The sequence below is a fragment of the Dyadobacter sp. HNCC25DJ184 genome (genome assembly GCF_056895215.1).
In genome coordinates this window covers 29359-54308 of the sequence record NZ_JBXHAQ010000003.1, presented here as the reverse complement: position 1 = coordinate 54308, position 24950 = coordinate 29359, and the positions used below count along the sequence as shown (strand labels likewise).

Annotated in this window: 20 protein-coding genes and 2 tRNA genes; 11 read left to right on the top strand and 11 right to left on the bottom strand. The window is 41.6% G+C overall.

The annotated features are described in order from the left end of the window. Positions 1–38 precede the first annotated feature (38 nt). Positions 39–2642, bottom strand: coding sequence for a DNA gyrase subunit A (gyrA, locus tag AC1XUD_RS05430; protein ID WP_483359949.1), 2604 nt, complete (start codon positions 2640–2642; stop codon positions 39–41). Between the two features lie 274 nt (positions 2643–2916). Between gyrA and AC1XUD_RS05425 the strand changes: the two genes are divergently transcribed. The 5 genes from AC1XUD_RS05425 to AC1XUD_RS05405 all read left to right on the top strand — a co-directional run bounded on the left by AC1XUD_RS05425 (position 2917) and on the right by AC1XUD_RS05405 (position 7560). Continuing rightward, entirely contained in the window at positions 2917–4221 is a 1305-nt protein-coding gene (locus tag AC1XUD_RS05425; RefSeq protein ID WP_483359948.1) for a gluconate:H+ symporter, read from the top strand. Positions 4222–4393: 172 nt separating this feature from the next. Continuing rightward, positions 4394–4870: a RidA family protein gene (locus AC1XUD_RS05420; RefSeq protein ID WP_483359947.1), complete on the top strand. Its 477-nt coding sequence runs from the start codon at positions 4394–4396 to the stop codon at positions 4868–4870. Between the two features lie 86 nt (positions 4871–4956). Beyond that, a complete protein-coding gene (locus tag AC1XUD_RS05415) occupies positions 4957–6063 on the top strand; it encodes a D-TA family PLP-dependent enzyme (RefSeq protein ID WP_483359946.1) in 1107 nt (368 codons plus the stop codon). Positions 6064–6120: 57 nt separating this feature from the next. After that, the gene (locus AC1XUD_RS05410; RefSeq protein ID WP_483359945.1) at positions 6121–7191 is read left to right on the top strand and encodes a dipeptidase; all 1071 of its coding nucleotides are present in this window, start codon (positions 6121–6123) and stop codon (positions 7189–7191) included. A 132-nt stretch (positions 7192–7323) separates the two neighbouring features. Beyond that, positions 7324–7560: a hypothetical protein gene (locus AC1XUD_RS05405; protein ID WP_483359944.1), complete on the top strand. Its 237-nt coding sequence runs from the start codon at positions 7324–7326 to the stop codon at positions 7558–7560. Here AC1XUD_RS05405 and AC1XUD_RS05400 read toward each other — a convergent pair. The 4 genes from AC1XUD_RS05400 to surE form a co-directional block, all read right to left on the bottom strand. After that, complete coding sequence (locus tag AC1XUD_RS05400; protein ID WP_483359943.1) at positions 7555–9801, bottom strand: bifunctional alpha,alpha-trehalose-phosphate synthase (UDP-forming)/trehalose-phosphatase; 2247 nt, start codon at positions 9799–9801, stop codon at positions 7555–7557. The two genes, AC1XUD_RS05405 and AC1XUD_RS05400, sit on opposite strands and share 6 nt — an antisense overlap. A 250-nt stretch (positions 9802–10051) precedes the next feature. Continuing rightward, positions 10052–10393, bottom strand: coding sequence for a cupin domain-containing protein (locus AC1XUD_RS05395; RefSeq protein WP_483359942.1), 342 nt, complete (start codon positions 10391–10393; stop codon positions 10052–10054). A gap of 72 nt (positions 10394–10465) precedes the next feature. Continuing rightward, the gene (locus AC1XUD_RS05390; protein ID WP_483359941.1) at positions 10466–12049 is read right to left on the bottom strand and encodes a GH3 family acyl-acid amido synthetase; all 1584 of its coding nucleotides are present in this window, start codon (positions 12047–12049) and stop codon (positions 10466–10468) included. 19 nt (positions 12050–12068) lie between these two features. Continuing rightward, positions 12069–12836 carry a 5'/3'-nucleotidase SurE gene (surE, locus tag AC1XUD_RS05385; RefSeq protein WP_483359940.1) on the bottom strand — a complete coding sequence of 256 codons (768 nt, stop codon included), beginning with the start codon at positions 12834–12836 and terminating at the stop codon, positions 12069–12071. A gap of 122 nt (positions 12837–12958) precedes the next feature. Here surE and AC1XUD_RS05380 point away from each other — a divergent pair, with 122 nt between their 5' ends. After that, entirely contained in the window at positions 12959–13450 is a 492-nt protein-coding gene (locus AC1XUD_RS05380; protein ID WP_483359939.1) for a GNAT family N-acetyltransferase, read from the top strand. An 89-nt stretch (positions 13451–13539) separates the two neighbouring features. Here the strand turns inward: AC1XUD_RS05380 and trhO are convergent, their stop codons facing one another. After that, a complete protein-coding gene (gene trhO / locus AC1XUD_RS05375) occupies positions 13540–14514 on the bottom strand; it encodes an oxygen-dependent tRNA uridine(34) hydroxylase TrhO (RefSeq protein WP_483359938.1) in 975 nt (324 codons plus the stop codon). 281 nt (positions 14515–14795) lie between these two features. On the opposite strand from trhO, the gene AC1XUD_RS05370 reads away from it, so the two are divergent. Further along, positions 14796–15410 carry a deoxynucleoside kinase gene (locus AC1XUD_RS05370; protein ID WP_483359937.1) on the top strand — a complete coding sequence of 205 codons (615 nt, stop codon included), beginning with the start codon at positions 14796–14798 and terminating at the stop codon, positions 15408–15410. A 47-nt stretch (positions 15411–15457) separates the two neighbouring features. Here AC1XUD_RS05370 and AC1XUD_RS05365 read toward each other — a convergent pair. Continuing rightward, positions 15458–15539 (bottom strand) — tRNA-Leu (locus AC1XUD_RS05365). An 886-nt stretch (positions 15540–16425) separates the two neighbouring features. Between AC1XUD_RS05365 and AC1XUD_RS05360 the strand changes: the two genes are divergently transcribed. The 3 genes from AC1XUD_RS05360 to AC1XUD_RS05350 all read left to right on the top strand — a co-directional run bounded on the left by AC1XUD_RS05360 (position 16426) and on the right by AC1XUD_RS05350 (position 19007). After that, positions 16426–16857 carry a hypothetical protein gene (locus AC1XUD_RS05360; protein ID WP_483359936.1) on the top strand — a complete coding sequence of 144 codons (432 nt, stop codon included), beginning with the start codon at positions 16426–16428 and terminating at the stop codon, positions 16855–16857. Between the two features lie 226 nt (positions 16858–17083). Next, positions 17084–17440 carry a hypothetical protein gene (locus AC1XUD_RS05355; RefSeq protein ID WP_483359935.1) on the top strand — a complete coding sequence of 119 codons (357 nt, stop codon included), beginning with the start codon at positions 17084–17086 and terminating at the stop codon, positions 17438–17440. Between the two features lie 124 nt (positions 17441–17564). Then, a complete protein-coding gene (locus AC1XUD_RS05350; RefSeq protein ID WP_483359934.1) occupies positions 17565–19007 on the top strand; it encodes a T9SS type A sorting domain-containing protein in 1443 nt (480 codons plus the stop codon). A gap of 946 nt (positions 19008–19953) precedes the next feature. Here AC1XUD_RS05350 and AC1XUD_RS05345 read toward each other — a convergent pair. Continuing rightward, positions 19954–20026, bottom strand: a tRNA-Thr gene (locus AC1XUD_RS05345). Positions 20027–20137: 111 nt separating this feature from the next. Continuing rightward, a complete protein-coding gene (locus AC1XUD_RS05340) occupies positions 20138–22042 on the bottom strand; it encodes a DUF349 domain-containing protein (RefSeq protein WP_483360260.1) in 1905 nt (634 codons plus the stop codon). A 107-nt stretch (positions 22043–22149) separates the two neighbouring features. Here AC1XUD_RS05340 and pdxH point away from each other — a divergent pair, with 107 nt between their 5' ends. Beyond that, positions 22150–22791, top strand: coding sequence for a pyridoxamine 5'-phosphate oxidase (pdxH, locus tag AC1XUD_RS05335; protein WP_483359933.1), 642 nt, complete (start codon positions 22150–22152; stop codon positions 22789–22791). A 103-nt stretch (positions 22792–22894) separates the two neighbouring features. Here the strand turns inward: pdxH and AC1XUD_RS05330 are convergent, their stop codons facing one another. After that, entirely contained in the window at positions 22895–24172 is a 1278-nt protein-coding gene (locus AC1XUD_RS05330) for a citrate synthase (protein ID WP_483359932.1), read from the bottom strand. A 334-nt stretch (positions 24173–24506) separates the two neighbouring features. Continuing rightward, positions 24507–24935: a hypothetical protein gene (locus AC1XUD_RS05325; RefSeq protein WP_483359931.1), complete on the bottom strand. Its 429-nt coding sequence runs from the start codon at positions 24933–24935 to the stop codon at positions 24507–24509. Between the last annotated feature and the right edge of the window lie 15 nt (positions 24936–24950).

The following is a 24950-nucleotide window of genomic DNA, read 5'->3' as shown; positions in this document are numbered from 1 at the left end:
TTTAGGTTCGTAAATATAAATGGATTCTTTTACAAAAATCATACCTCTTCTTCGTCGGCATCTTCATCCTCCGAATCAGCAGCATCTTCCTCTGATCCCTCTTCATTAGACATTTCGATATACTCAGATGTCACCACGTCAGCAGAAACAACCGGATTACCGTTTTCGTCCAACTCTACCTCCTCTTTCTCATCCGGATCTTTCAATATCCGTGTTACAGAAGTAATCTCATCAGAATTATTCAAACGAATAAGTTTAACGCCCTGGGTGTTTCTACCAGCCAGACGAATATCCAAAACGCTCATTCTGATCGCGATACCGTTTCTGGTAATGATCATCAAATCATCTTCTTCGGTCACTTCGCGGATTGCAACCAGCTTACCAACTTTATCTGTGGCATTCATGGTGGAAACTCCCTTACCACCACGATTAGTTATTCGATAACTATCAATGGATGAACGTTTTCCAAAACCATTTTCAGAAACTACCAGTAATTGGGCGTCTTCACGGTTGATACAAACCATCCCGATTGCCTTATTACCCCCATCTCCAAGGTTGATACCTCTCACACCGGCAGCTGTTCTCCCCATTGGCCTCACTCCTTTCTCATTGAAACGAACCGCGCGACCCGCGCTTGAAGCGATAACGATATCGTTGTCACCGTTGGTCAAAGCAACATCAAGAAGTCTGTCGCCCTCATTGATTGATATTGCAATAATACCGTTGGTTCTTGGACGAGAATATGCCTCCAACAAAGTCTTTTTAATAGTACCCTGTTCTGTACACATAATCAGGTAGTTGTTATTAATGTAGTCATCATTGCTGAGTGTTTTTACATTAATAACCGATCGGATCGAATCACCACTCTCCAGGCTGATCAGGTTTTGAATCGGTCGCCCTTTTGCAGTTTTGCTTCCTTCCGGCACTTCATATACCTTCATCCAGAACAACTTACCATATTCGGTAAATATCAAGAGGTAGTTAAGCATCGTAGCGGAGAACAAATGTTCGGTAAAATCCGAATCCTTAGTCTTCACGCCTCTTGAGCCAACCCCTCCCCTTGTCTGGGTACGATATTCTGCTAGTGGCGTACGTTTGATATATCCTTCATGCGAAATTGTAATCAACATTTCTTCATCAGGAATCATATCTTCGTCGCTGAATTCCTCGGCAGAGAACTCTATTTTCGTACGACGTTCGTCACCATAGCGTTCTTTGATCTCACTCAATTCCGCCTTGATGATCTCAAATTTACGAGATTCATTTGCAAGGATATCTTTCAAGTCTGTGATCAACGCCATAATCTCCTCATACTCTTTCACAATCTTGTCACGTTCCAGACCGGTCAGACGTTGTAAACGCATTTCCAGAATGGCCTTTGCCTGAATCTCACTTAGTGCAAACGACTCCATCAAACCAACTTTCGCAGTTTCAGGGTCTTTCGCAGCTCTGATGAGCGCAATCACCTGATCCAGGTGATCCAACGCGATAATCAAACCTTCTAGAATGTGCGCACGTTTTTCCGCTTCACGCAACTCAAATTCAGTGCGGCGGGTTACCACCACTACCCTGTGATCAACGTAATGTTTGATCAGATCTTTCAGGTTTAACTGGACAGGACGGCCTTTTACAAGCGCTACGTTATTTACACCGAACGAAGACTGAAGTGGTGTATATTTATAAAGATGGTTAAGAACGATATTAGGGATCGCATCTTTCTTAAGATCAAATACGATACGCATCCCATCTCTATCCGACTCGTCGCGGATATCGGCAATTCCATCCAGTTTTTTATCATTGATCAAACCTGCAATCCGCTCAATCATGGCCGCTTTATTGGTCATGTAAGGAATTTCAGTTACGATGATTTGTTCTCTTCCCGTTTTGGATACCTCGTTATGAGCTTTCGCGCGGATAACAATACTTCCACGCCCCGTCTCGAATGCAGAACGTACTCCATGATATCCGTAAATTGTACCACCTGTTGGAAAATCCGGTGCTTTTACGAATTCGATCAACTCAGGAATTGTGATCTCGTTATTGTCTATATATGCAAGGACGCCATCAATAACCTCACTCAAATTGTGAGGTGCCATGTTCGTCGCCATACCTACTGCGATACCGGATGAACCGTTTACCAACAAGTTTGGAAACTTGGCCGGCATAACGGAAGGCTCTGTTAGCGAGTCGTCGAAATTGGGCACAAAATCAACGGTATCTTTATTCAAATCAGCTAAAAGCTCCTCTGCCAGACGTTTAAGCCTTGCTTCGGTATACCTCATCGCCGCTGGATTGTCGCCATCAACCGAACCAAAGTTACCTTGACCATCAACGAGCGGATATCTTAATGACCATGGCTGGGCCATACGCACCATGGTACCATATACTGAGGAATCACCGTGAGGGTGATATTTCCCTAAAACCTCCCCTACTATACGAGCCGATTTTTTGTGCGCCCTATTGTACCCTACACCGAGATCCGACATTCCGTAAAGTACTCTGCGGTGCACAGGTTTCAATCCATCGCGTACGTCGGGTAAAGCACGAGAAATAATAACTGACATCGAGTAATCGATGTACGCACCCCGCATTTCATCCTCAATATTAATAGGGATAATGTTTTCACCAGAAGATTCTGCCATAAAGTATTAAAAAAGAATCGTAAGTTGTTAATTGTTGACTAGGTCTAATGCAAAACGTCGTCGGTATAATACAAATTTATTTTCCGTAAAAGCTCAAATTTCGTCATTTTTGGGCACTCTAACAAACTATCAGGGTCCTAATTCGACTCTAAGAATATATATAAGTGATTACTTGGATGTTACCATTTTTCACTAACCAAATATTGACTAAAATCAAGTAATAATTTCATGTACCATTCTTATAAGACATGTTGCTAATCCTTAAAAAACTACTATGCCTTTATTACTAACCTTCATCGCAATACTATGCCTGATACTCCTTATTGCATGGTTAAAAATTGATACCTTCATTTCCTTTCTCCTCGTTTCGATCGGGCTCGGCCTTGCAAGCGGCCTCGAAGTAAAGACCATCAGTACCGCCATTCAAAAAGGAGTTGGGGGAACTCTTGGCGACCTGGTGCTAATTGTCGGGTTCGGTGCAATGCTGGGCAAAATTGTGGCAGACAGCGGCGCTGCCCAACGAATTACGGACACTTTGATCAATATTTTTGGTAAGAAATATATTCAATGGGGAATGGCACTTGCCGGATTTGTGATCGGTATTCCTCTTTTTTATAATGCCGGTTTTGTAATCGTTATTCCACTGATTTTCATGATCAGTGCTACCGCCAGACTCCCGTTGCTATATATAGGTGTACCCATGCTATCAGCCCTTTCGGTTGCTCACGGTTATCTCCCACCCCACCCTTCTCCTGCAGCTATCGCCAGCCAGCTGAATGCGGATTTGGGTAAAACGCTGATGTACGGAATAATCGTTTCTCTTCCCGCCATTGCAGTGGCAGGCCCTTTGTTTGGAAGCACTTTAAAGAGATTTCAGCCAAAACCTGATCCCGAACTATTCAACGTAAAACCACGACCTTCCAATGAACTTCCGGGTCTTGGAATTAGTATCATCTCGGCATTACTCCCGGTTTTTCTATTGACGAGTATGTCAGCAATTAAGGGAATTTTTCCACAGAGCAAGCTAATAGCACTTTTTGCGGAACCTTATTTTGGCATGCTGATCTCTGTTCTTTTTGCGGCATATACACTTGGTATCAAACGCGGATTGAATATGAAAGGCATTGGAAAATCTATGGAAGATGCCTTCAAAGGAGTTTCTGTCATACTCCTGATCATCGCCGGCGCGGGTGTCTTTAAAGAAATTATGACTGCCAGTGGAGTGAGCAATTATATCGCTGAAAGTCTTAAGCATGTTGACATCTCTCCTATTATTTTGGGTTGGTCTGTCGCAGCAATCATCCGAGTTTGTGTCGGGTCAGCAACTGTAGCCGGATTGACGACCGTCGGCATATTGGGGCCTCTTTTTGCCAATACCGCAGTTCGCCCTGAATTGTTGGTATTGTCTATTGGCTCAGGCAGTCTGATGTTTTCTCACCTTAATGACGGTGGATTCTGGCTTTTCAAAGAGTACTTCAATCTAACAATTAAAGAAACACTTCTTACGTGGTCCATTATGGAAACTATAGTTTCTATAATGGGGCTCCTCGGAGTATTATTGTTAAATTTATTTGTATAAACATGTAATTTTGTAAAATTCACTTAATTTCAAATCTCTTTGAATTGACAATTAGGCGGATTCTACATATAGCAAACACTCCGGATCTTGATTCGGAATGTTGGTTACGATGTTGATTTACAAAGCAAAAAACTAACACCTAATAGCGTACAGCTAAAAACTCTTATCAAATATGAATGCTACTCCTGAATCCAATTTTGCACAACTAGGACTGACCCTTCCGCCACCTCCAAAACCTGTCGGAGTATATAAACCAATACTTATTGTCGACAAAAGATGGGTCTATGTGTCAGGTCACGGTACCGTTCAGGACGACGGGTCTTTGATTATCGGACGTATTGGAAAAGACATGGATGCAGAACAAGGAAAACTAGCGGCTCGTCAGGTCGGCCTTGCGATATTATCGACTCTGAAAGCAAATTTGGGAAGTCTGAACCGCGTAAAACGGGTGATCAAAGTGTTGGGTATGGTGAATTGCACAACTGATTTTGAGAAACATCCTTTCATTATTAATGGCTGCAGTGAATTGTTTGCTAAGGTTTGGGGAGAAGAGAACGGTATTGGTGTTAGAAGCGCGGTGGGAATGGGGACGCTCCCTGACAACATCCCGGTGGAAATCGAAGCGATGTTTGAGCTTGAAGAAAAGTAATATCCTTAATACCATTTCCGGTTGTCCCTATCTTAGTATTCTTTAAGAAGGACAACCGCTTTTTTTCACCCCTATTGCACCAGGATATGTGGTACACCTTAAAAAATCCGGAAGATATAATCTCCCCTTCTCTGCTATTTTACAAGCAGCGAATTAAGGACAATATCTCCAGTATGATCAAAATGGCCGGTGATCCGAATCGGCTTATACCGCATGTAAAAACCCACAAAACTGCAGAGATAGTTGACTTACAACTGGAAGCTGGGATATCTAAATTCAAATGCGCAACCATCGCTGAGGCCGAAATGATCGCAGCGGCTGGTGGAAAGTGGATATTGATTGCTTATCAACTTGTTGGTCCCAATATCGATCGCCTTTTCAAATTACGAGGCTTATATCCGGATGTTCACTTTGCGTCACTCATTGACAATAGAGAAACAGCAACGCTGCTCAATAAAAAATCAAGCGAAAAAAATCTGATTTCAGACATCTTTATAGATGTCAACAATGGCATGAACCGCTCAGGCCATATTACAGACGACGACATATTGGCACTTTACAGGTTCACCCGTAAATTGACAAATCTGAATATAACCGGTATACATATTTACGACGGCCATATTCGAGATGCGGAATTCGATGAAAGGAAGGTTAACAGTGATAAAGCCTTTGATACAGTGGCCCCGCTATTGGATATTGCACGTCAGGGCATTGACAATCTGATCATTGTGGCAGGAGGCTCTCCTACCTTCAACGTACATGCGCTACAGCATGATGTCTATCTGAGTCCCGGAACAAACGTACTATGGGACTACGGATATGGTGACAGGTTTCAAGACCAGCCATTTCTACACGCAGCGTTGATTCTCACCAGAGTCATTTCCAAACCTGCATCAGGCATTATCACTATTGACTTGGGGCACAAAGCTATAGCCGCCGAAAACCCGGTTGAAAGCCGATTCAGAATCCTGAACCTTGCCGGATATACTGTTTCAAGTCAAAGTGAAGAACACGGCGTGTTAAAGGTCTCTGATGAAATATGGCATAAAATAACGATCGGCGACATATTCTATGCTTTGCCGTATCACATCTGCCCGACGGTGGCGTTGCACGATTTTGCCTCGGTCATTCAAAACGGTAACGTGATGGATGAGTGGAAGATAGTGGCAAGGAACCGACGCATCACGGTCTAGATCCTGGCTGAAAATATAAGCCCTTAATATATTATTCAAATTGAAATCTTTCGTTTTATGTTTTTGCTCGACGCCCACCTAGACCTCTCTATGAATGCTCTGGAATGGAACAGAGATCTTACGCAAGATCTCAAAACCATACGTGACAGAGAAAAATACCTTTATGATAAACCCGACCGCGGAAATGGCGTTGTATGCTTTCCGGAAATGCGCAAAGGGAATATTGGAATCTGCGTGGCAACTCAAATTGCCAGATATGTTAGGCCGGAGAGTCAATTTCCGGGATGGAATTCACCGGCACAAGCCTGGGCGCAAACCCAGGGGCAGATTGCCTGGTACAAATCCATGGAAGAGCAGGGAGAAATGGTTCAGATTACTGATCTTGCCGGGCTCCATGCGCATCTGGCCATGTGGGAGGCGTCCGAAACAAAGGACAATCTCCCTATTGGATACATATTGAGCCTTGAGGGGGCTGACTCGTTGCTGTCAGTCGATCACCTGCATAGGGCCTATGCATATGGATTGCGAGCCGTTGGGCCTGCCCACTATGGCCCGGGCGTATATGCTTACGGTACAGATTCTGATCAACAATTATGTGAAAGAGGTAAAGAGTTGATCCGTGAAATGGAAAAACTGGGTATTATTCTGGATGCAACGCACCTGTGTGACAGTGCATTTTGGGATGCGATGGATATCTATAACGGGCCTGTTTGGGCAAGTCATAATCTGGTCAGGAAACTGGTACCGCACAATCGCCAGTTTTCAGACGAAATGCTTTTGGAGCTCATTAAACGTAAGGCCGTTATAGGTATGGCATTCGACGCGTGGATGATGATTCCGGGCTGGGTTCGCGGCGTATCTTCTCCCGAAAGTACCGGTCTTAAAATTGAACATGCTGCGAATCATATTGATCATATATGCCAACTGGCTGGTAATTCTTTGCATGTGGGCATTGGATCCGATTTAGACGGAGCGTTTGGAACAGAACAAGCTCCTGGCGATCTGAATTCAATAGCTGACCTGCAACGGATTCCTGACATCTTAGAAACCCGCGGATATAGTACAGCAGATATTGAAAACATTATGTCAAAGAACTGGCTACGGTTCCTGGAAGAAGCCTGGCAATGAAATCAATTTACCGTTAACTAAAAAATCGCCGAGTGGCGATTTTTTTATGGTTATTTAACAATTTGATTTTATTTAGAAAGAGTTCAAATAGTATCTTTACAGATAAGATAACTCCATTCTAAATTCAACTGCATGAAAGCCATATATGAAATAACCTTCAAAGCCCGAGTCAAAAGCAGCACCGCTTTTCAGAAAATACACGATTCCCTTAAAAAGCACAATATCAAATACTGGACTTACGATTTGCAGCGGTTAATCCTCGTCATCCGTTCCGAATTTAGGGATACCCAGCTTATAGAAAAGGAGCTTGGATCAACCGGTATGCCGTGCTCATTCGTTAAAATAGAACAGCTTAGTGTTGCCTTATAAGCCAGTTGGTTCCGAGATCTTTTCAACCAGTTTTGTAAAGAAATAATATACTTCCTCCTGACTATGGATATGGTTTTTGGCCGCGGATAACTCGTCTCCTACTTTTATGGTATAGGCTGTTTCGGGCAGGGCCAAAAACATATCCTCGTCGGTGGTATCATCTCCGATCGCCAATATGAAATCGAATGAGCCTTCATCGACTATTTGTTTGGCAGAAGTCCCTTTGTTGAAACCTGTTTTCTTTACTTCAACCACTTTATTGCCATCGATAATCTGAAGATTTAGTTCGGGCTGTATAAATCTTTTCAATTGCCATATCAGCTCCTGCGCTCTTCTTGTGGCATACTCGTTATCTTCCGCAGTCCGGTAGTGCCAGGCCAGCGAGGTTTCCTTTTCCTCTACAAATGCGCCCGGACATCTTTTTGCATACATATCCATGATAGGGCGAATACTATCCTTCCAGTTTTCTTCGTAGTTTTCGTTCAGCCTCCATTCGTCGCTGTCCTTCATTTTGATCAACGCGCCATGTTCTGCTACGATGTGAACAGGCATATCCCAAAATAATTGATTCAAAAAATTTCGATCCCGCCCACTGATTATAACCACAGTATCGACCGTCGCGATCTGTACCAGCAATTTCTTCAACTCCTCGGAGATAATCGCTTTTGCAGGATCCGCAACTATCGGAGCCAGTGTTCCGTCGTAGTCAAAAAACAGGATCCGATTATCGGATTTATGATAGGCCCTTTTAATTTTATCTATACCTGATTGAGTCAGAAAGACCTGTCTCAACCTTTCATATTCATGATCCAACATATCAATTTGGGTAAAAAAGTCATTTGTCCATGCAAAAACATCGTAGGCTTTTATCCTCGCCCGCATATTCCTCATCCGCTTTTCCTGCTCTTTAGCGGGCATATCCAAAGCCCTTTTTATGGCATCAGAAATACCCTGATTATCAAGCGGATTGATAATAATTGCCTCTCCTAATTCAGCCGCAGCTCCCACCATTTCGCTCAATATCAACACGCCATGCTCGTCTTGTCTGGAAGCAACAAATTCCTTGCAAACCAAATTCATACCGTCGCGAATTGGAGTAATCAGCGCCACGTCGCTCGCCGTATACATTCCAACCATCTCAGCATATGACATAGAACGATATTGATAGATGATCGGTTGCCAGTTGATGTTACTGAAGTTCGCATTAATCCGGCCGACAGTCTGGTCGATCTCGGATTTCATTTGCTGATATTGCTGAATTGTATCCCGGGAGGGTACAACCACCATCATGAACGAAACCTGCTCATGCCACTCCGGATGTTGCATCAAAAAACGCTCGAACCCTGCAAGACGATGAATTATTCCCTTAGAATAGTCAAGTCTGTCTACGGAAAAAATAATCTTCCCTTTTATAGAGTTCTTCGCATTTTCGCGAGCCTCCGTTACTTCATCGTTGGTAAAGGCATCGTTGAATTTTTTAAAATCGATACTGATTGGAAATGCGTCTACCTTAACAATTCTGTTGCTCAGGTTGAGATAATGGAGCTTATTTCCATGGCCCAACACCATCCGGGCTGCTTTCAGAAAATATTCTACGTAATCGTTGGTATGAAATCCAACGACATCCGCGCCAATAATCCCTTCTACAATAGCCTGACGCCAGGATACCGGTAGCATCCTGAAAAGCTCATACGATGGAAATGGTATATGGAAGAAGAAACCAGTTTTATTTTCAGGATGAGCAAGCCTAATCATATTAGGGAGCAACATCAGCTGGTAATCCTGAACCCAGACTACATCGCCCGGCTGAATGATGTCATTCAATTTATCAAAAAACAATTTGTTTGCCTCTTGATATGCCGTGAAATATTTTTCGTTGAAATTGGCGAGAGATGGGAAATAATGGCACAAAGGCCAGATTAAATCGTTGCAAAAACCTTCATAGTAGTTTTCGTTCAGCTCAGCGGGTATAAAAACAGGGTGAGCAACGAAATTGTCATTTTCCAGATTTGCGCCTTCCAGCTCTTCCCGCTCATTGTCTGCATATCCGATCCACTGAATTTTCTCGGAAGAATAAGATGATTCTCGATCCTCTGCAATCAATGACAGAACGGCGGACACCAAACCTCCTGAATTCTGAAACAACTTCACGTTTCCGTCTTCATTGATGATCTTAAAGGGAAGCCGGTATGCCACAATAATCAGGCGCCCTTTCTTTTCTTTATGGTTTAATTTTTTCATAACAATCTGGTGCGGACCCGCGCATAGTGAACTGCACAAATGCTAAAGCCAGCTCCGAAAACACTGAAAAAATCGTGCGTAGGTGGCAAGGATTCAGAAAATATTTGATTTTCTGATGGAAATCAGCGGATTAAAAGAGCACTATGCAGAAAGCGGATTCAACTTTGATATGATCAAATAACCTCTAAAAAGGCAGAAATACCTAACAACTGATGAAGTATTTCCTGACTCTACCCCAAAATTTCCACAATTAAACAGACTGTTTTTCCAGTTCGACGAAGTCCTGGCGCACTGGGGTGAAGCAATCGATCACCTTACATTCTGCCAATGCGACGGCTGAATGAGGGACGTTTGAAGGAATATAGGCGGTCATTCCAGCTGTTAGTTTCTGCGTCTCACCGCCGACTGTAAATAGCAGTTCTCCCTCAATTACATGGCTCCATTGTTCATGAACGTGTGCATGCTCTGGCAGCACTGTTCCATCAACGATCGTAAAATGCCCGAAGGTCATCTGGTCAGAATGAGCGAGTGTTCCGGTTATTCCGTTCCAGATCTGAACCACTTTTTTTGAATTGAAATCGACGAAAGGCATATTAAAGAAAACTTGAATTTTACAAATCGATCAACCAAAAATGACCAGCATAAGCTGGTCATTTAATTCACATTAGTTAATAACTTCAGGAGTAACATATCCATGATTCTCCAAATATTCTTTCCATTCCTTAATCAGGAAATTCTTGAAAACTCTTGGAAACTTGTTCTGACCACCCATTTTCCCTTTGGATTCCAGGTAGCCGTAAAAGGCTTTGTTTGGCAACACAGTCACAAATATATCTTTCAAGGCATGACGACGTTCCACAGCGTAGTCGTCATTCAATTTGGATAGCTGTTGATCGAGAACCTCCTTTAGTCGTTCATTATCAGCGGTCTCCCCTTCTTCAACTCCGATATACCAGTGATGTGCAAACATGCTTCCATGTTCCACGCCGCATACCGTAAATTCCTTGACAGTGATTCCTAACTCATCCGATACGATATCAATGGCTTTGTTCATGTTGTCCACCGAAAGGTGTTCTCCACATAAACTCAGATAATGTTTTGTTCGACCGGTTATCACTATTTCTCCCCGTTCCTTATTCACAAACTTCACAGTATCACCAATCAGGTACCTCCACGCTCCAGAGCAAGTGGACAGCAATAGTGCATATTCCTTATCCTCTTCCACCTGTCCAATCATTAAAGTTTCCGGGTTGGGCTGCAATGTTCCATCGCTGTCAAAATTTGCTTCATTGAATGGTATAAATTCGAAGAATATACCGTTGTCGCAAACCAGTTCCATCCCTTTGGCTTCCGAACGCGTTTGATATGCGATGAATCCCTCAGACGCCAGATAGGTGTTGATATAAATCAGTGGTCGAGCAAGGAGTTTTTCAAAACCTTTGCGATAAGGCTCGAACGACACTCCGCCATGAGCAAAAACCTGAAGGTTCGGCCAGATGTCGTGAATCGTTTTCACATTATAGTGTGCAATGATTTTTTCCATTAAAAGCTGTATCCATGCAGGAACGCCGACGATGAAACCGATATCCCATTCGCTGGCTTGCAATGTAATTTCTTCCAACTTTAGGCCCCAATCAGTCTGGGAGGCAATTTTTTCGCCTGGTTTATAGTAAGGCCGGAACCAATAAGGGATCTGCTTCGCCGTAATACCGCTCAAATCACCTTCGAAATGTTTGTTCGAGTGGTTATTCAAATTGGTACTTCCACCGAGCATCAAAAACCCCTTTTCGTACAAATCATCAGGAAGGTCTTTATAATGTCCAAGTGAAAGAATCTGACGGATACTCGTCTTTTGAATAGCTCTGGACATGGCCTTAGTAACCGGTATATACTTCGAAGCAGCTTCTGATGTTCCGGAACTTAGCGCATAATACTTTATCTGACCCGGCCAGCAAACATCTTTTTCACCGTCGAGCGACTTGTGCCACCATTCGTTGAAAATCTTGTTATAATCATATACCGGAACCAGCTTTTTGTACAATTCATAATATTCATCGTCTTTCCCAAAAAGGATTGTCGACAGTATTTCGTCAAAATTATACTTCTCACCAAACGCCGTATAGCGAGCTTTGGCCAGAAGTTTTGAGATCATTTTCTTTTGTTGAAGCTTCAATCCCTTCTTCCTTCTGTTGGCCACAATATTTCCAAACAGTATCCCTTTCTTGAGTAAACTTCCTACGAGCGCCATTTACAGATTTGCTTTATTTTTACAAATTCCACGATTTTAGCTCTTCCAAAGCCTTATATTCTGTCAGATCGAACTGACATGGAACCACGGACACGTAGTTGTTGTCAAGTGCCCACACATCGGTATCTACTTTGTCTGCCTCAAAGTTTACAAAGTCACCAGCCATCCAAAAATACCCTCTTCCGTTGGGGTCAATTCGGTAGTCAAATTTCTCCTGCCACTTGGCGCGCGCCTGCCGACATGAGATGATACCTTTTAATGGTTCAACGCCCTTTGCCGGTATATTTACATTGAGTGCAATTCCCTTGGGAATACCTTTTTCCAGGGCCGTGCGAATGATATGTGCAATATGTTCAGTGGCATGATCAAAGTCGGCATTCTCCTTAAAATCGCATAGTGAAAAACCGATCGCAGGGATACCCTCGATAGCCCCTTCGATGGCGGCAGACATCGTCCCGGAATATAGGATGCTGATCGAACTGTTGCTTCCGTGGTTAATTCCACTCACAACAAGATCCGGTTTTTTATCTTTCAGAACGTGATTTTTCGCAAGCTTTACGCAATCAGCTGGGGTGCCTGAACATTCATATTCTTCAACACCTTCAAAAATATCGGTTTCATATAATCTAAGCGGCTCACCGATTGTGATCGCATGGCCCATTCCTGATTGCGGACTATTGGGTGCCACCACCACAACGTCACCTATTGTCTTTACTATATCTACCAAAGTACGGATACCTTTTGAAGTTATTCCATCGTCGTTGGTCACTAATATTAGAGGTCTCATATTTTCACCCATCTTAAAATCACGACTTCGAAAATGATTGTCGATGATTTTCAGGATGGAATATTCTGTTTTAAAAATTTAGTACTTATTTCGCCGACAAACTTAAGTCAAAAATAAAGATAATGAGTTCATTCGCAATAAAACATGCCTCCGTCGAAGATATCCCCACCATAATAGCCATCCAGGAAAAAACCTGGGAACCCACTTATCGTGATATACTTAGCCAGGATCAGATCGATTTTATGTTTGAAAAAATTTATTCGAAAGAGTCGCTAACTGAGCAAATGTTGCAAGGTCACCGGTTTTTAATGATGGAAAACTCGAGTACTCCAGAGGGCTTTTCTTCGGTTTCCGATTACGGCAACGGTATTTTCAAGCTTCACAAGATATATGTTCTTCCTTCCACACAAGGAACTGGCGCCGGAAAATTTCTCCTTCTGGAAACCGAACAGTTTTCGAAATCACAAGGAGCATCTGTAATGCGCCTCAACGTGAACCGCTATAACAGAGCAAAAGGATTTTACGAAAAAATGGGATATGAGGTTGTCGGTGAAGAAGATATCGCCATCGGGCCATATTGGATGAATGACTTCATTTTGGAAAAGTCATTATGACCGGGTTAAAAATTAAGGGTGAAAAGGGTTAACGGCGATAGAGCAGATTCTTTGACCGTTAACCTTTTAACCCTTAGCCCTTTTACCGCCTATTCAGCAGCCACCCGAAGTTGTTTCAAATTTCTTTTAACACTCTTGAAGCCCTGGATTGGCTGGTAGTTATTACTTTGGCTTACATAATATCCGGTGCCATCGTAGGTCCTGATTCCCGGAACTGATTTACATTCAGCAGAACACGCTCCGTTCATCTCCCAGCCACAATTTTCGCAAACAGGGACGTGCGTATTGCATTCCGCATTGGCGCAATTGATCATCCTGTCGGATGGCGTGCCGCAGATATAGCACTGAGATATCACGGTTGGATTAACCTGATTGACATCAACAGTTATTCGATTATCAAATACGTAACATTTTCCGTCAAAATTCTCGCCACCTTCTTCCAGCCCATACCTGATTATACCGCCATGCAGCTGATACACGTCCTTGAAGCCTTTTTCTAATAAATATGCACTCGCCTTTTCGCACTTAATCCCGCCCGTACAGTACGTGACAATCTTCTTATCTTTCAAATGCTCAATTTCATGAATATGGTCTGGCAGTTCACGCAGATTGTGCATATCAAACGTGATAGCTCCTTTGAATTTTCCCACATTATGCTCATAATCAGACCGCATATCCACCAAAACCACATTCGGATCATTGATGATTTGCTTAAACTCGGATGGCTCCATATGCTTGCCCGTCCTCACGCGCGGATTTACTTCGAGATCAGAGTTAACGATTTCCTCCTTAACACGTACGTGAAGTTTCTGGAAAGCTACTTTATCATGTTCCTCAATTTTGAACTGAACAGATGCAAAGCGTTCATCAGAACGAACATAGTTCATATACGCCTCACAATCAGCGATTGTTCCTGAAACGGTTCCATTCAGTCCTTCGGGAGCAATGATGATTCTTCCGAGCAGATTGTTTTCCACGCAGAATAAATGGTGGTCATGGCGATATGCTTCGGTATCTTCTATAGGAGAATAACAATAATATAATATTACGCGGTATGGCTTCATCAACTTCAACTTATGATATTACAACAAGTTTCAGGGTAACAGTGCAGGAAAAACGACAGTTCCCAATTTTATGCAAATATACGAATTGAGAAAGGTTAAAGAAAATCATCGTTGATGACATATATCACCAGCTGTCTAATTGTTCGGGAAACTGAGATTCATAGTACATAAAGCGAGTTGCAACAACGCCTGAAGTGACAGCACTTATGTTCATCATCGAGCCTTTGTGACGTCGCGGTCATCAATTAATTTTGTACTCACAAACTTCAAACCAATACCATATGCATATAGCTGTAATTGGAAATATCGGCGCCGGAAAAACTACTTTAACTCAGATGCTGGGTGAGCATTACAATTGGGACGTTATGTACGAAGCCGTGGAAGGCAACCCCTATCTCGCCGACTTTTATGAGGATATGCATCGATGGGCTTTTAATCTTCAGATCTATTTTCTGAACAGCCGTTTTGCGCAGGTTCAGCAGATCAGATCTGCGACATACACGACTATCATTCAGGATCGCACCATATATGAGGATGCATTCATATTTGCTCGAAATCTGGTGGAGTCGAATATACTCTCCCAACAGGATTACCAAACCTATCTGCTTCTTTTTGAAACAATAGTCAACACGGTATCCCATCCCGACCTGATCATTTATCTGAAAGCAGATATACCTAAGCTCTCTGCTCAAATCAAGAAACGAGGCCGCGATTTTGAATCGAATATATCAACGGAATACCTCGAAAATCTGAATAATTACTATGAAGACTTTGTAAACACCTACGACCTCGGCAAGATCATCGAAATAGACGTTAACAATATGGATTTTGTATCGAATCCCACTGATTTTAAAGTCATTACGGATCGGTTGGATAAGGAGTTGTTTTACAGCTGACGGCTCATATGCAAAAAGAGGACCCGTCGCCGAATCCTCTTTTGATGTGACCAGGAGGAGAGTCGAACTCCCATACCCGAAGGCACTACCCCCTCAAAGTAGCGTGTCTACCAATTCCACCACCTGGCCATTAAGGGGCAACCCACTTTCGAATTGCGATGCAAAACTACAAATTTAGGATTGTCTTACAAGTAAAATTGAAGCCACCGCTGATAAAGTTTCAGGCACAATGATTAATAATCTGATATTGAACAATTTACTATTTTGAGCTGTCATGCAAACTCAAAAACAATAAATATCTGTCGATCCAACTTATGAGCAATCGATTAAATTTATCTTGGTTGTTGCATCTGTGTTTCGAGTTCCGAAACTTGTAGACCTATAAGTTAGTTGACATCCTCGGCAACCAGTTCGTCCAGCGATGGACGGAGTAGCTTCACCTATTGTTGATATTAGAGGGATGAATTTAGGTTGGAGCCAGCAAACTTTTATTGGATTATCTGCAGATAATAAACCCAAAAGGACTTCCCAAGTTTAAAAGAGCAAAAAGAGGATGCTTTTTAGTCAAAAAGTTACTCACGCTCTTTTCAGCCAACTATTCCTGTCTGCTGCCAATATTAATCATCCATTCAACCCAGAACTTATCTTGAATCGCTCCAAAAACTTCTCCCCACATTTGTTTGGCAGACGATATGGATCCCACCCGACTGCGTCTCGGTGAATCTTGAATTAACCGGGCCGCCGGGCGGTGCTATTCTCTAATTTCAAACTGTCTGTTTTTGGGGGACACTTACAGCATCATGATACTCCAAGCTTATATTGAAGCCATCTAAAATTTATGAGAAACCAACCTTATGCGAGTTCCTTTAGAGAGAAAATTCACAAAGAATAAGTTAGCGAAAAAATAACTTAAGAAAAGATGTAACCTTTTGTTATTAAGTAGTCCTAATAAATATTATGAGTACAATGACAGTGTTAATTGATCACAATTTTAACAAACTAAACAATGAGGAAAATGTATTTTATTCACTTAGCATTAGTCGGTGGTTTGTTCATTTCTTGTCAGAAGGAAAGTCAAATGACATCGGTAGAACCCGAAATTGCAAAATCGGAAGTAAATCTTCTCCAACTCAATAGGGCCAATGGAAGTTTAAACTTGATTGCAAAGTTGAAATCAAAAACTGGGCAAGCCATCTTACCCGATGAGCTTAAACCCAATTCTGAATATATAATAACAATTGATGATAAAAAGTCAAGACTGATTATCCGAAATTCAGAAGGGTTTCAAATAATTGACGACAATTTTGAAAACAAAAGCAATAATTATTTGATAAAAACGGACGCAGTTATTCCTGAAAAATTATACATCAGCATTGTTCCGTTAACTGTTGAAAATGGGCAGCTAAAAAAACTAAATTTCTCCAATTTTCTACTTCCCCAAGAATAATCACAAGTACAAATAATCAACAAACTATAACGATATACTCATGAAAAGAAATATGATAATTTGCGTTTCAACCTTTGCGTTCCTATTGTCTATCGCTTAAGCAGCAATCGCTCAATACCAAGCTACTCCTGTTAGCTGTCCCACAAACCCATATCCTACCACCTGCCCGCAAACTAACTGGGCGCCTCCTTATATAACAAATGAGGCAGGAACAACAGTAACAACTTTGACTCCAAATACCCGTTACTATGTTGTTGTCGAGGCTATGCCACCTGTTGCTCCCTGCTCTGGCCTTATAGTTATTACAAATATGGATGGGGCGACTGACTGGAATGGGAATCCCTTTAATGGAAGTTTTGGAGGAATAGATGTGCCAAGATCCAACGGCAATGGCAATTTTCCGAATAGGGCATACAAAGTGAAAATTGGTTTCAAAACACCAACAACTGCTTCAGGGGAATTTGTTGACAAAACTTATATTAAGTATCGTATGGAATGTTCCACCACCCCTGGTACTGGAAATGCACCATATCCAGGTGGAGGCAGAGTTGGGAGTGCTCAAAAACAAGCTCTGGTACCATAGAAAATGTTTTGCAAGAAAGTTAAATTAACGGAAAAGCTAAACCGTCACTATCTTCTTGTTATTACCATAGGCTGGGCATTTTCAATTATAAGGCTTTATTTATGCATATTAATCTAAATAGACTTTGAAAATAAGCTCATTATTTACAATCATCCTGCTCACTTTTGTTCTGTCTTTTTTGCCTAATGTTATTTGGGCTCAGCATGAGGCAGACAACTGGTTCTTTGGTAATGGTGTTGGACTATCCTTTGCTATGGGTAGGCCAACGCCTATATATGGTAGCCCTATACATCAAATAGAAGGAACCGCAGTCATTTCTGATCCGGTTACAGGAAACTTGTTGTTTTATACAGATGGAGTGAAGGCATGGAATCGCATGCAACAATTATTAGAAAATGGGGATGGGCTAATGGGCAGCGGAACTTCTACCCAGTCCGCTTTAATCACACAGTTTCCTGGAAAGCCTGGTTTGTACTTTTTATTTACAACTCGTTCTTATGCTGACAACAAAGGAGGATTGCATTACTCTCTCGTAGATATGACTTTGGCGGGAGGATTCGGCAGTATTCGAGAGGAAGATAAGAACACTTTGCTGGAAAGATATGGTTCAGAAAAACTAACGGCTATTCCACATGTTAATCAGAGGGATTTTTGGCTTATTACCCATCGTTGGGATAGTGATATTTTTTTGGTTTACTTGGTTTCTCCATCTGGTATTGGTAATGCCAAAGAAATAAAAATAGGAACATATCATCAGGCCTCGATTGAAAATAATCAGATAGGCGAAGAAATGGGGGCTTTGAAAGCTTCCCCGGACGGCCATCTTTTAGCTGCTGCTATTTATGGCGTTAACAGACCGTTCGAATTGTATGATTTTGATAATCGGACAGGTATAATTTCCAATTATAGAAATCTAGGTAATTTTAGTGGCCAATACGGCGTTTCTTTCTCACCTGACAATTCGAAACTCTACATGGCAGGATTGAGTGATGAAGGTTGCTATCAATTTGATTTAAATGATTTAAAATCCGATCCTTTTTTGATCTCGGTTGGAGACACTTCAAAGATCAGTTCTGCTGTTGGTGGAAGTATGGAGTTAGGCCCTGATGGAAAGTTGTACGTTGCCAGTATAGATAGGCAAGGTTTGATTGTTATCAATACGCCTAATAAGAAAGGCGAGGAAATTGATCTTCAGGAGCTTACCTTCGACTTGAAAGGCGGTAAAGTATTGGAAGGCCTGCCCAATTTTATTCAGTCTACTTTTAACACATCCCAAGTTGACACAAATATTCCAGAGGATTTGGATTGCAACGACAATCTTTTGGTGTACCCAAATCCTGTATTGGGCGAAAAATTTACTGTGCAGATGGATAGTACTGATTGGGACAAGAGCTGTGAGCTACTCAATCTAAAAGTGTATTTCATGTCTGGAATTCAGTTTCCCTTAAATGTCAATTACCTAAATGATACATTTGAAGTGGATGTAAAAAATTGGCCAGCTGGACTTTATCTTTTGGTATTTGAATACAAGAATAAGAGGGTTGTAAAAAAAATAGTTCGATTATAGGGAGGCACAAATCCCCTCCGTGTGTTTATTTCAGAAGAGGGATGTCCATAATTTACAGTAGCGCAGATTCTTTGAAGAGTATTGAAACCGGTAGTTTAAAACCAAATTACGCATTGGGAATTTCTAATGCATAGCAATCGGATCTTTTGGACAAATTAGGGTTACGGAAATCGATATATCATGCAGTGAGAAGAAAATCACTCCTTGGGGCGGAATGGTTTTGGTGCGGAAGATGCTTGACAAGCCAGAATTTTGCAAATAGGTCGATGAATTTATTGATCTGCCGAGGCCAGGATCCAACCGAGGCCATGATCCTAAGACGATCATAGGATCCTTTCTGGAGAAATTCTGGCGTGGAGCCAACCGGTTTTTACATACGGAAATATAGACTTGATTAAAAACGCAACTTAGAAAAATACAGCGTCTTCCACAACTTTATGACTTAAATCAATGTATCTCCGTCTTTGTCTACGGAAGTAAGAATAAAATTTTCTAAAATGAATTCGGGTAATAGAAACTGAACAATAGGCAAGAAACTCTCCAAAACAAACTGGTTTGATTAAAAACACAAACCTACATAAATCCTATCGCTCCACAAGTTTTTGATTTGATCCCTTCTTTTCTTCCAGATAAATATGAAGGCCAGTGAGGCCTTCTACAATCTTGGAAAGCTCAAAATAATTTAGGATACCCTCAGGTAATAGGAAACGGACTAACGCTTGATAAGACTCTTGCAATGCATTCAGATATTGATTCACTGCAAAAAAACTACTTTTTTAGTCGCCCCCCAACTTTTCGGACTGATCCCAAAAAAACTACTTTTTTAGTCGCCCCCCAACTTTTCGGACTGATCCCTGATCCCTGATCCTAAATTGTTACTTGCACTTTTACTTGCACTAAATAAAAAAGCACTTAGCAGAAGATTTGCTAAGTGCCTGATTTTGAGAGCCCCCAGTCGGGATCGAACCAACGACCTACTGATTACAAGTCAGTTGCTCTACCAGCTGAGCTATGGAGGCTTTTGTTTTCCGATTGCCGTTTGTTATTCCGTTATCGTGGTGCAAAAGTAGAAGGAAAGACTATTCAATGCAAGCTTCTCGATGAAAAATTTTTAACTTTTTTTTCAAGTTTTAGATAGCCTCCTGAATAATAGTGAGTTGGTGTTTTAACTCTTCCAGCTGAGCTACCGCACTATTTATCTTTCTTTCGAATTCTGCCTTCACCCGATCAGAAGTTTTCGACTTCGCGAAGAACTCGATATTATTCTGCCATAGTGAAATGTCATTTTCAAGCTGCGTCACCTTGCGGCGGATATCCGATTCCTTGCGATACAAGCCTCTGCTACTCTCACCATCACGCACCATTTCCACCTCGCTTTCAAGAACAGCCTGCTCCTTCTCCTTATTTGACAACTGACCGATAGCACTAACATATGTGTTAATTGCCGATATATATCGCTTCTGAATGGTCTGCATATCCTTCTTAGGCACAAAACCTACGGAAGCCCATTCGCTCTTGAATGCGCCCAAAAGATTCAATGAAGATTCTTCTTTGCTGCTGGCCGCTCTCTCTATGCGTTCGATCAAATCCGTTTTCTTTTTCAGATTATCTTCAAACTCTTTTTCTACTTCTTTATTTTTCGATCTCTTCTGCTCAAAATATGCGTCACAAGACTGTTTGAACCTCTCGTAAATCGTATCCTTGAATTTCTCCGGCACCTGACCAATACCTTTCCATTTTTTCTGCAGCTCAATAATCTTCTGGGTATTTGACGCAGTATCTTCGCCCGATTCCAGAATCGCTTCTGCCTCTGCGCAAAGCTGGTTTTTCAACGCCAGGTTTTGCTCTCTCTTGGATTCAAGTTGTCTGAAAAATTCTCCTTTGTTGTTAAAGAATGTTTTGAGAGCACTCCAGAATTTCTTGCTCAATTCCTTCCCTTCTTCTCTTGGCATAATGCCTTTCATCGCCACCCACTGATCCTGAAACGCCATGATTTCTTTCGTTTTGGCATTCCATTCTTTAATACTTCCCGAACTGAAAGCTGTGAAAGGTTCGATCTCCCCGAATATCTTTAGCTTCAATTCGTAGTTTTCCTGCATCGATTTCTTCTGCTCGGCAAACTGTCCTCGTTGAGCATCATATAGGACGTCCAAAGCCGATTTAAATCGTTGCCACAAAACCTCCTGATCTTCTTTTGGAGCAGGGCCAATATGTTTATAGTCTTCGAAAATATGATTTGCTTCAGCTAATATCTCTTTGGTCATCGGGCGGTTTTCCAGCGATTTCCCTAACTCTTCTACCTTTTCACAGAGTTCAGCTTTCAGATCGGAATTTCTGCGTCTGTCAAGTTCTTTCAGTTCAAAGTAGATATTTCTGTTACTGAAATACCTGTCGATCAGCGCATTATATGTTGCCCAAAGGGTTCCATTATGTGGGGAGGCAATGTTACCCGCACCTTTCCACTCATCCTGAATTTTCTTAAACTCTTCCCAACTGCTTTTTAATCCCGAAGCGTCCGTTTCACGACCTTCTTCATCGTCCAGAAGTTGACGAAGTCGTTGTAAAAGCGTGGTTTTAGTATTAAAGTTTTTCTCTTTTTCCTTTTCCTGTTTCTGATAAAATGTCTTTTTCAGATCACGAATTTCTCTGCCAAGTGCATCTATTCTTTGTATTTCAGGATCATATTTGAACTCAAATCCTTCTTCGCTACCATTTTCAGCAACAAAGGCCTTCGATGCAGATTCTTTTTCCTTATGTTTTAACTGATCAACAACCGTACGAATTTCCCTTGACACCGCATCAGCTTTCTTGAAAAGAGATGGCTTATTGTCTTCCTTATGAAGTCCCGCCAAATCATCTTCAAGCATTTTTATCATTTCAGCCTTCGACAATACGCTATAATCAACATCTGGCGTTTCCTCCTCATGCTCCTCACCCAAATCCGTGTGTATATCAATTTCAAGGGTTTCAATAGATTTGTTTGTCAGGTCTTCCTGCTCATTGCTCTCGAACCCTTCTGTAAGTTCCTGTGCCATCATGATAAATGTTTCGTAAGTACGTCTTCTCTGAAATACAAATCTAACAATCTTTCCTATGAATTGGCTAATTTTGGCTGTTTAACATTAAAACATATTCAAAAGAAATGAATCGTGAGATTTCTGATATTCGAAATGAATATTCACTAAGAGGAATAGTTGAGACTGATTTAAAAGATAACCCGATATTACAATTCAAAACGTGGTTCAGTGAGGTATTAAAAGATGAAATATACGAGGCTAATGCTATGATTCTCAGCACAGTTTCGGACGGACGTCCAAAATCCCGCGTTGTTTTATTGAAAGATATTGACGATCTGGGATTTACCTTTTTTACAAATTACAATAGCAGAAAAGGCAAAGAAATGGCGGCGAACCCTCAGGTTGCAATTACGTTTTTTTGGAAAGAACTGGAGAGGCAAGTGAGGATTGAAGGCCGTGTTGAGAAAGTAACCGCGCAGGAGTCAGATGAATACTTCAATTCCCGGCCACGTGGAAGTCAATTGGGAGCTTGGGTTTCTAACCAAAGTGAGGTCATTGAAAGCCGTGAATTTCTGGAGGACAAGCTATCCTATTTTGAGAATGCGTTTGCTGGTAAGCCAGTTCCTCGTCCCGAACATTGGGGCGGATATAGAGTCATCCCGGATCATTTCGAATTCTGGCAAGGTAGACCAAGCCGGCTGCATGACAGGTTTGCATATACCCTTGATTCTGATGGAGGCTGGCTCAGAGGCCGGTTGTCTCCGTGATTGAACAACAATGACTGATCAATACATTTGTCAATTTTTACATGATCAAAAAAATAAGCACTCCAGATGACCTGAAGCGCTTATTTTTTTCTTATATCGGAAATTATCTTTCGCTCATCGCGACAAAATCTCTTTTTGGAGCTCCAACGTAAACCTGACGCGGACGTCCGATTGGTTCTTTGTTGGTACGCATTTCTTTCCACTGAGCAATCCATCCTGGCAGACGGCCTATGGCGAACATCACCGTGAACATGTTGGTCGGAATACCCAATGCTCTGTAGATGATCCCCGAGTAGAAGTCAACGTTAGGATATAGCTTTCTTGCTACGAAATACTCATCTTCCAAAGCAGCTTTTTCCAGTTTCTGGGCAATTTCAAGAACTGGATCATTAATACCTAGTTTATGCAAAACATCGTCAGCAGCTTTCTTAATAATACGGGCTCTCGGATCAAAATTCTTGTAAACCCGGTGACCGAATCCAAACAAACGGAAACCGCTGTTTTTGTCTTTCGCCATATCCACGTATTTCTGAACGTCGCCGCCATCAGCTTTAATTGCTTCAAGCATTTCGATCACTTCCTGATTGGCTCCGCCATGAAGTGGACCCCAAAGCGCGCTGATACCAGCAGAGATGGAAGAATAGATATTCGCATGAGATGAACCTACCAGACGAACCGTTGAAGTTGAACAGTTTTGCTCGTGATCCGCGTGCAGAATGAGCAATTTGTTTAAAGCAGCCGAAACGACAGGATCAACCTCATATTTGCCTACGGGCAAAGAGAACATCATGTTAATGAAGTTCGAGCAATAATCCAGGTCGTTTTGAGGATAATTAACCGGATGTCCCTGAGACTTCTTATACGACCATGTAGCGATCGTAGGAAGTTTTGACAGCAATCTGATAATATGAATTTCTGTTGAATCCATATCATTGATACTGTCTCCATAAAAAGAACTCATAGCGCTCACAAGCGACGACAACACGCCCATTGGGTGCGCGTTCACAGGAAAGCCTTCAAATATCTTTCTCATATCCTCGTTTACGAGGGTATGCGTTCTAATTTCGTATTCAAAATCGGCGTATTGCTTTTCAGTAGGCAACTCTCCGTAAATCAAAAGATAGGCTACCTCCAAAAACGAAGCCTTTTCTGCAAGATCCTCGATAGAATATCCGCGATAATTCAATATCCCTTCTTCACCATCCAAAAAGGTGATCGCACTTTTGGTCGCACCCGTATTCTTATACCCCGCATCAATCGTTATATAACCTGTCTGATCACGTAATTTGGCAATATCTATCGCTTTTTCTTGTTCACTACCTTCTATTACTGGAAATTGGTAAGATTTACCTTCAAGGGTTAATTCAGCTACTTGAGACATATAAACAAAAATAAAATTATAAGGTTAATATTAATCTGTGTTGATGATTCTAATCAGATGTTCAAATGGGTTTTACTTCAAATAACAAATTAAAATTGCTTAAAATAGCCTCTCAACACATCAAATTTGCTCGAAAACACGACTTGCAATATCTTAAAAAACTCTGTACTTTCTATTATAATCATTGTTTAATTTGTAAAAAATCAAGTTAAACAACGTCCGATTTAATAATTCTAAGATTATATACAATCTTTTTGATTTTGCGTATATCCTCTCAATTTCTGTTTCCTCAAATAGCCGCCCACGCGCCGTTGAAACCCGGACACCATTATAATCAGACTGCTGAAATCTCCTTACCCCCCGACGGCACGACTGACTTAAAAAGGTACCTGCCATATATTCCAGTCAGAATCGCGGGCAACAAATGTGCGCCATAAACAAATGCTTTTCCTGTAATACGGTATGAAAAGCTGGAAAATGTATAATACACATACACGATCCAAACCACTCCGATCAGGAAAAGTCCTGTCAGACAAATTGATGCCAGTTTGGGTTGAACGAAACGTCGCAACATCTCACACATCGCTAGAGAAATCCCCACCAACAATATAACTGTAAACAAAGCCCTTGGAAACGTTTTGATATAATCATGCTTGTAAACCAAGATTCCGATGCGCCCGATTAGATTCGGATGGGCGAGCAAATATGCGTCGGTAATACTTAATGTAATGAGCAATAAAAGGCTGCTCAACTTCTTATTCATACTATGTTTTTTCTG

Excerpts from the sequence above, each read along its gene's own strand:
- AC1XUD_RS05415 (WP_483359946.1), top strand. The coding sequence starts at position 4,957 with ATGTGGTACACCTTAAAAAATCCGGAAGATATAATCTCCCCTTCTCTG.
- AC1XUD_RS05380 (WP_483359939.1), top strand. The coding sequence starts at position 12,959 with ATGAGTTCATTCGCAATAAAACATGCCTCCGTCGAAGATATCCCCACC.
- AC1XUD_RS05325 (WP_483359931.1), bottom strand. The coding sequence starts at position 24,935 with ATGAATAAGAAGTTGAGCAGCCTTTTATTGCTCATTACATTAAGTATT.
- AC1XUD_RS05330 (WP_483359932.1), bottom strand. The coding sequence starts at position 24,172 with ATGTCTCAAGTAGCTGAATTAACCCTTGAAGGTAAATCTTACCAATTT.
- gyrA (WP_483359949.1), bottom strand. The coding sequence starts at position 2,642 with ATGGCAGAATCTTCTGGTGAAAACATTATCCCTATTAATATTGAGGAT.
- AC1XUD_RS05410 (WP_483359945.1), top strand. The coding sequence starts at position 6,121 with ATGTTTTTGCTCGACGCCCACCTAGACCTCTCTATGAATGCTCTGGAA.
- surE (WP_483359940.1), bottom strand. The coding sequence starts at position 12,836 with ATGAGACCTCTAATATTAGTGACCAACGACGATGGAATAACTTCAAAA.
- AC1XUD_RS05400 (WP_483359943.1), bottom strand. The coding sequence starts at position 9,801 with ATGAAAAAATTAAACCATAAAGAAAAGAAAGGGCGCCTGATTATTGTG.
- AC1XUD_RS05420 (WP_483359947.1), top strand. The coding sequence starts at position 4,394 with ATGAATGCTACTCCTGAATCCAATTTTGCACAACTAGGACTGACCCTT.
- AC1XUD_RS05395 (WP_483359942.1), bottom strand. The coding sequence starts at position 10,393 with ATGCCTTTCGTCGATTTCAATTCAAAAAAAGTGGTTCAGATCTGGAAC.
- AC1XUD_RS05340 (WP_483360260.1), bottom strand. The coding sequence starts at position 22,042 with ATGGCACAGGAACTTACAGAAGGGTTCGAGAGCAATGAGCAGGAAGAC.
- AC1XUD_RS05425 (WP_483359948.1), top strand. The coding sequence starts at position 2,917 with ATGCCTTTATTACTAACCTTCATCGCAATACTATGCCTGATACTCCTT.
- AC1XUD_RS05370 (WP_483359937.1), top strand. The coding sequence starts at position 14,796 with ATGCATATAGCTGTAATTGGAAATATCGGCGCCGGAAAAACTACTTTA.
- AC1XUD_RS05360 (WP_483359936.1), top strand. The coding sequence starts at position 16,426 with ATGTATTTTATTCACTTAGCATTAGTCGGTGGTTTGTTCATTTCTTGT.
- AC1XUD_RS05390 (WP_483359941.1), bottom strand. The coding sequence starts at position 12,049 with ATGGCGCTCGTAGGAAGTTTACTCAAGAAAGGGATACTGTTTGGAAAT.
- pdxH (WP_483359933.1), top strand. The coding sequence starts at position 22,150 with ATGAATCGTGAGATTTCTGATATTCGAAATGAATATTCACTAAGAGGA.
- trhO (WP_483359938.1), bottom strand. The coding sequence starts at position 14,514 with ATGAAGCCATACCGCGTAATATTATATTATTGTTATTCTCCTATAGAA.
- AC1XUD_RS05405 (WP_483359944.1), top strand. The coding sequence starts at position 7,324 with ATGAAAGCCATATATGAAATAACCTTCAAAGCCCGAGTCAAAAGCAGC.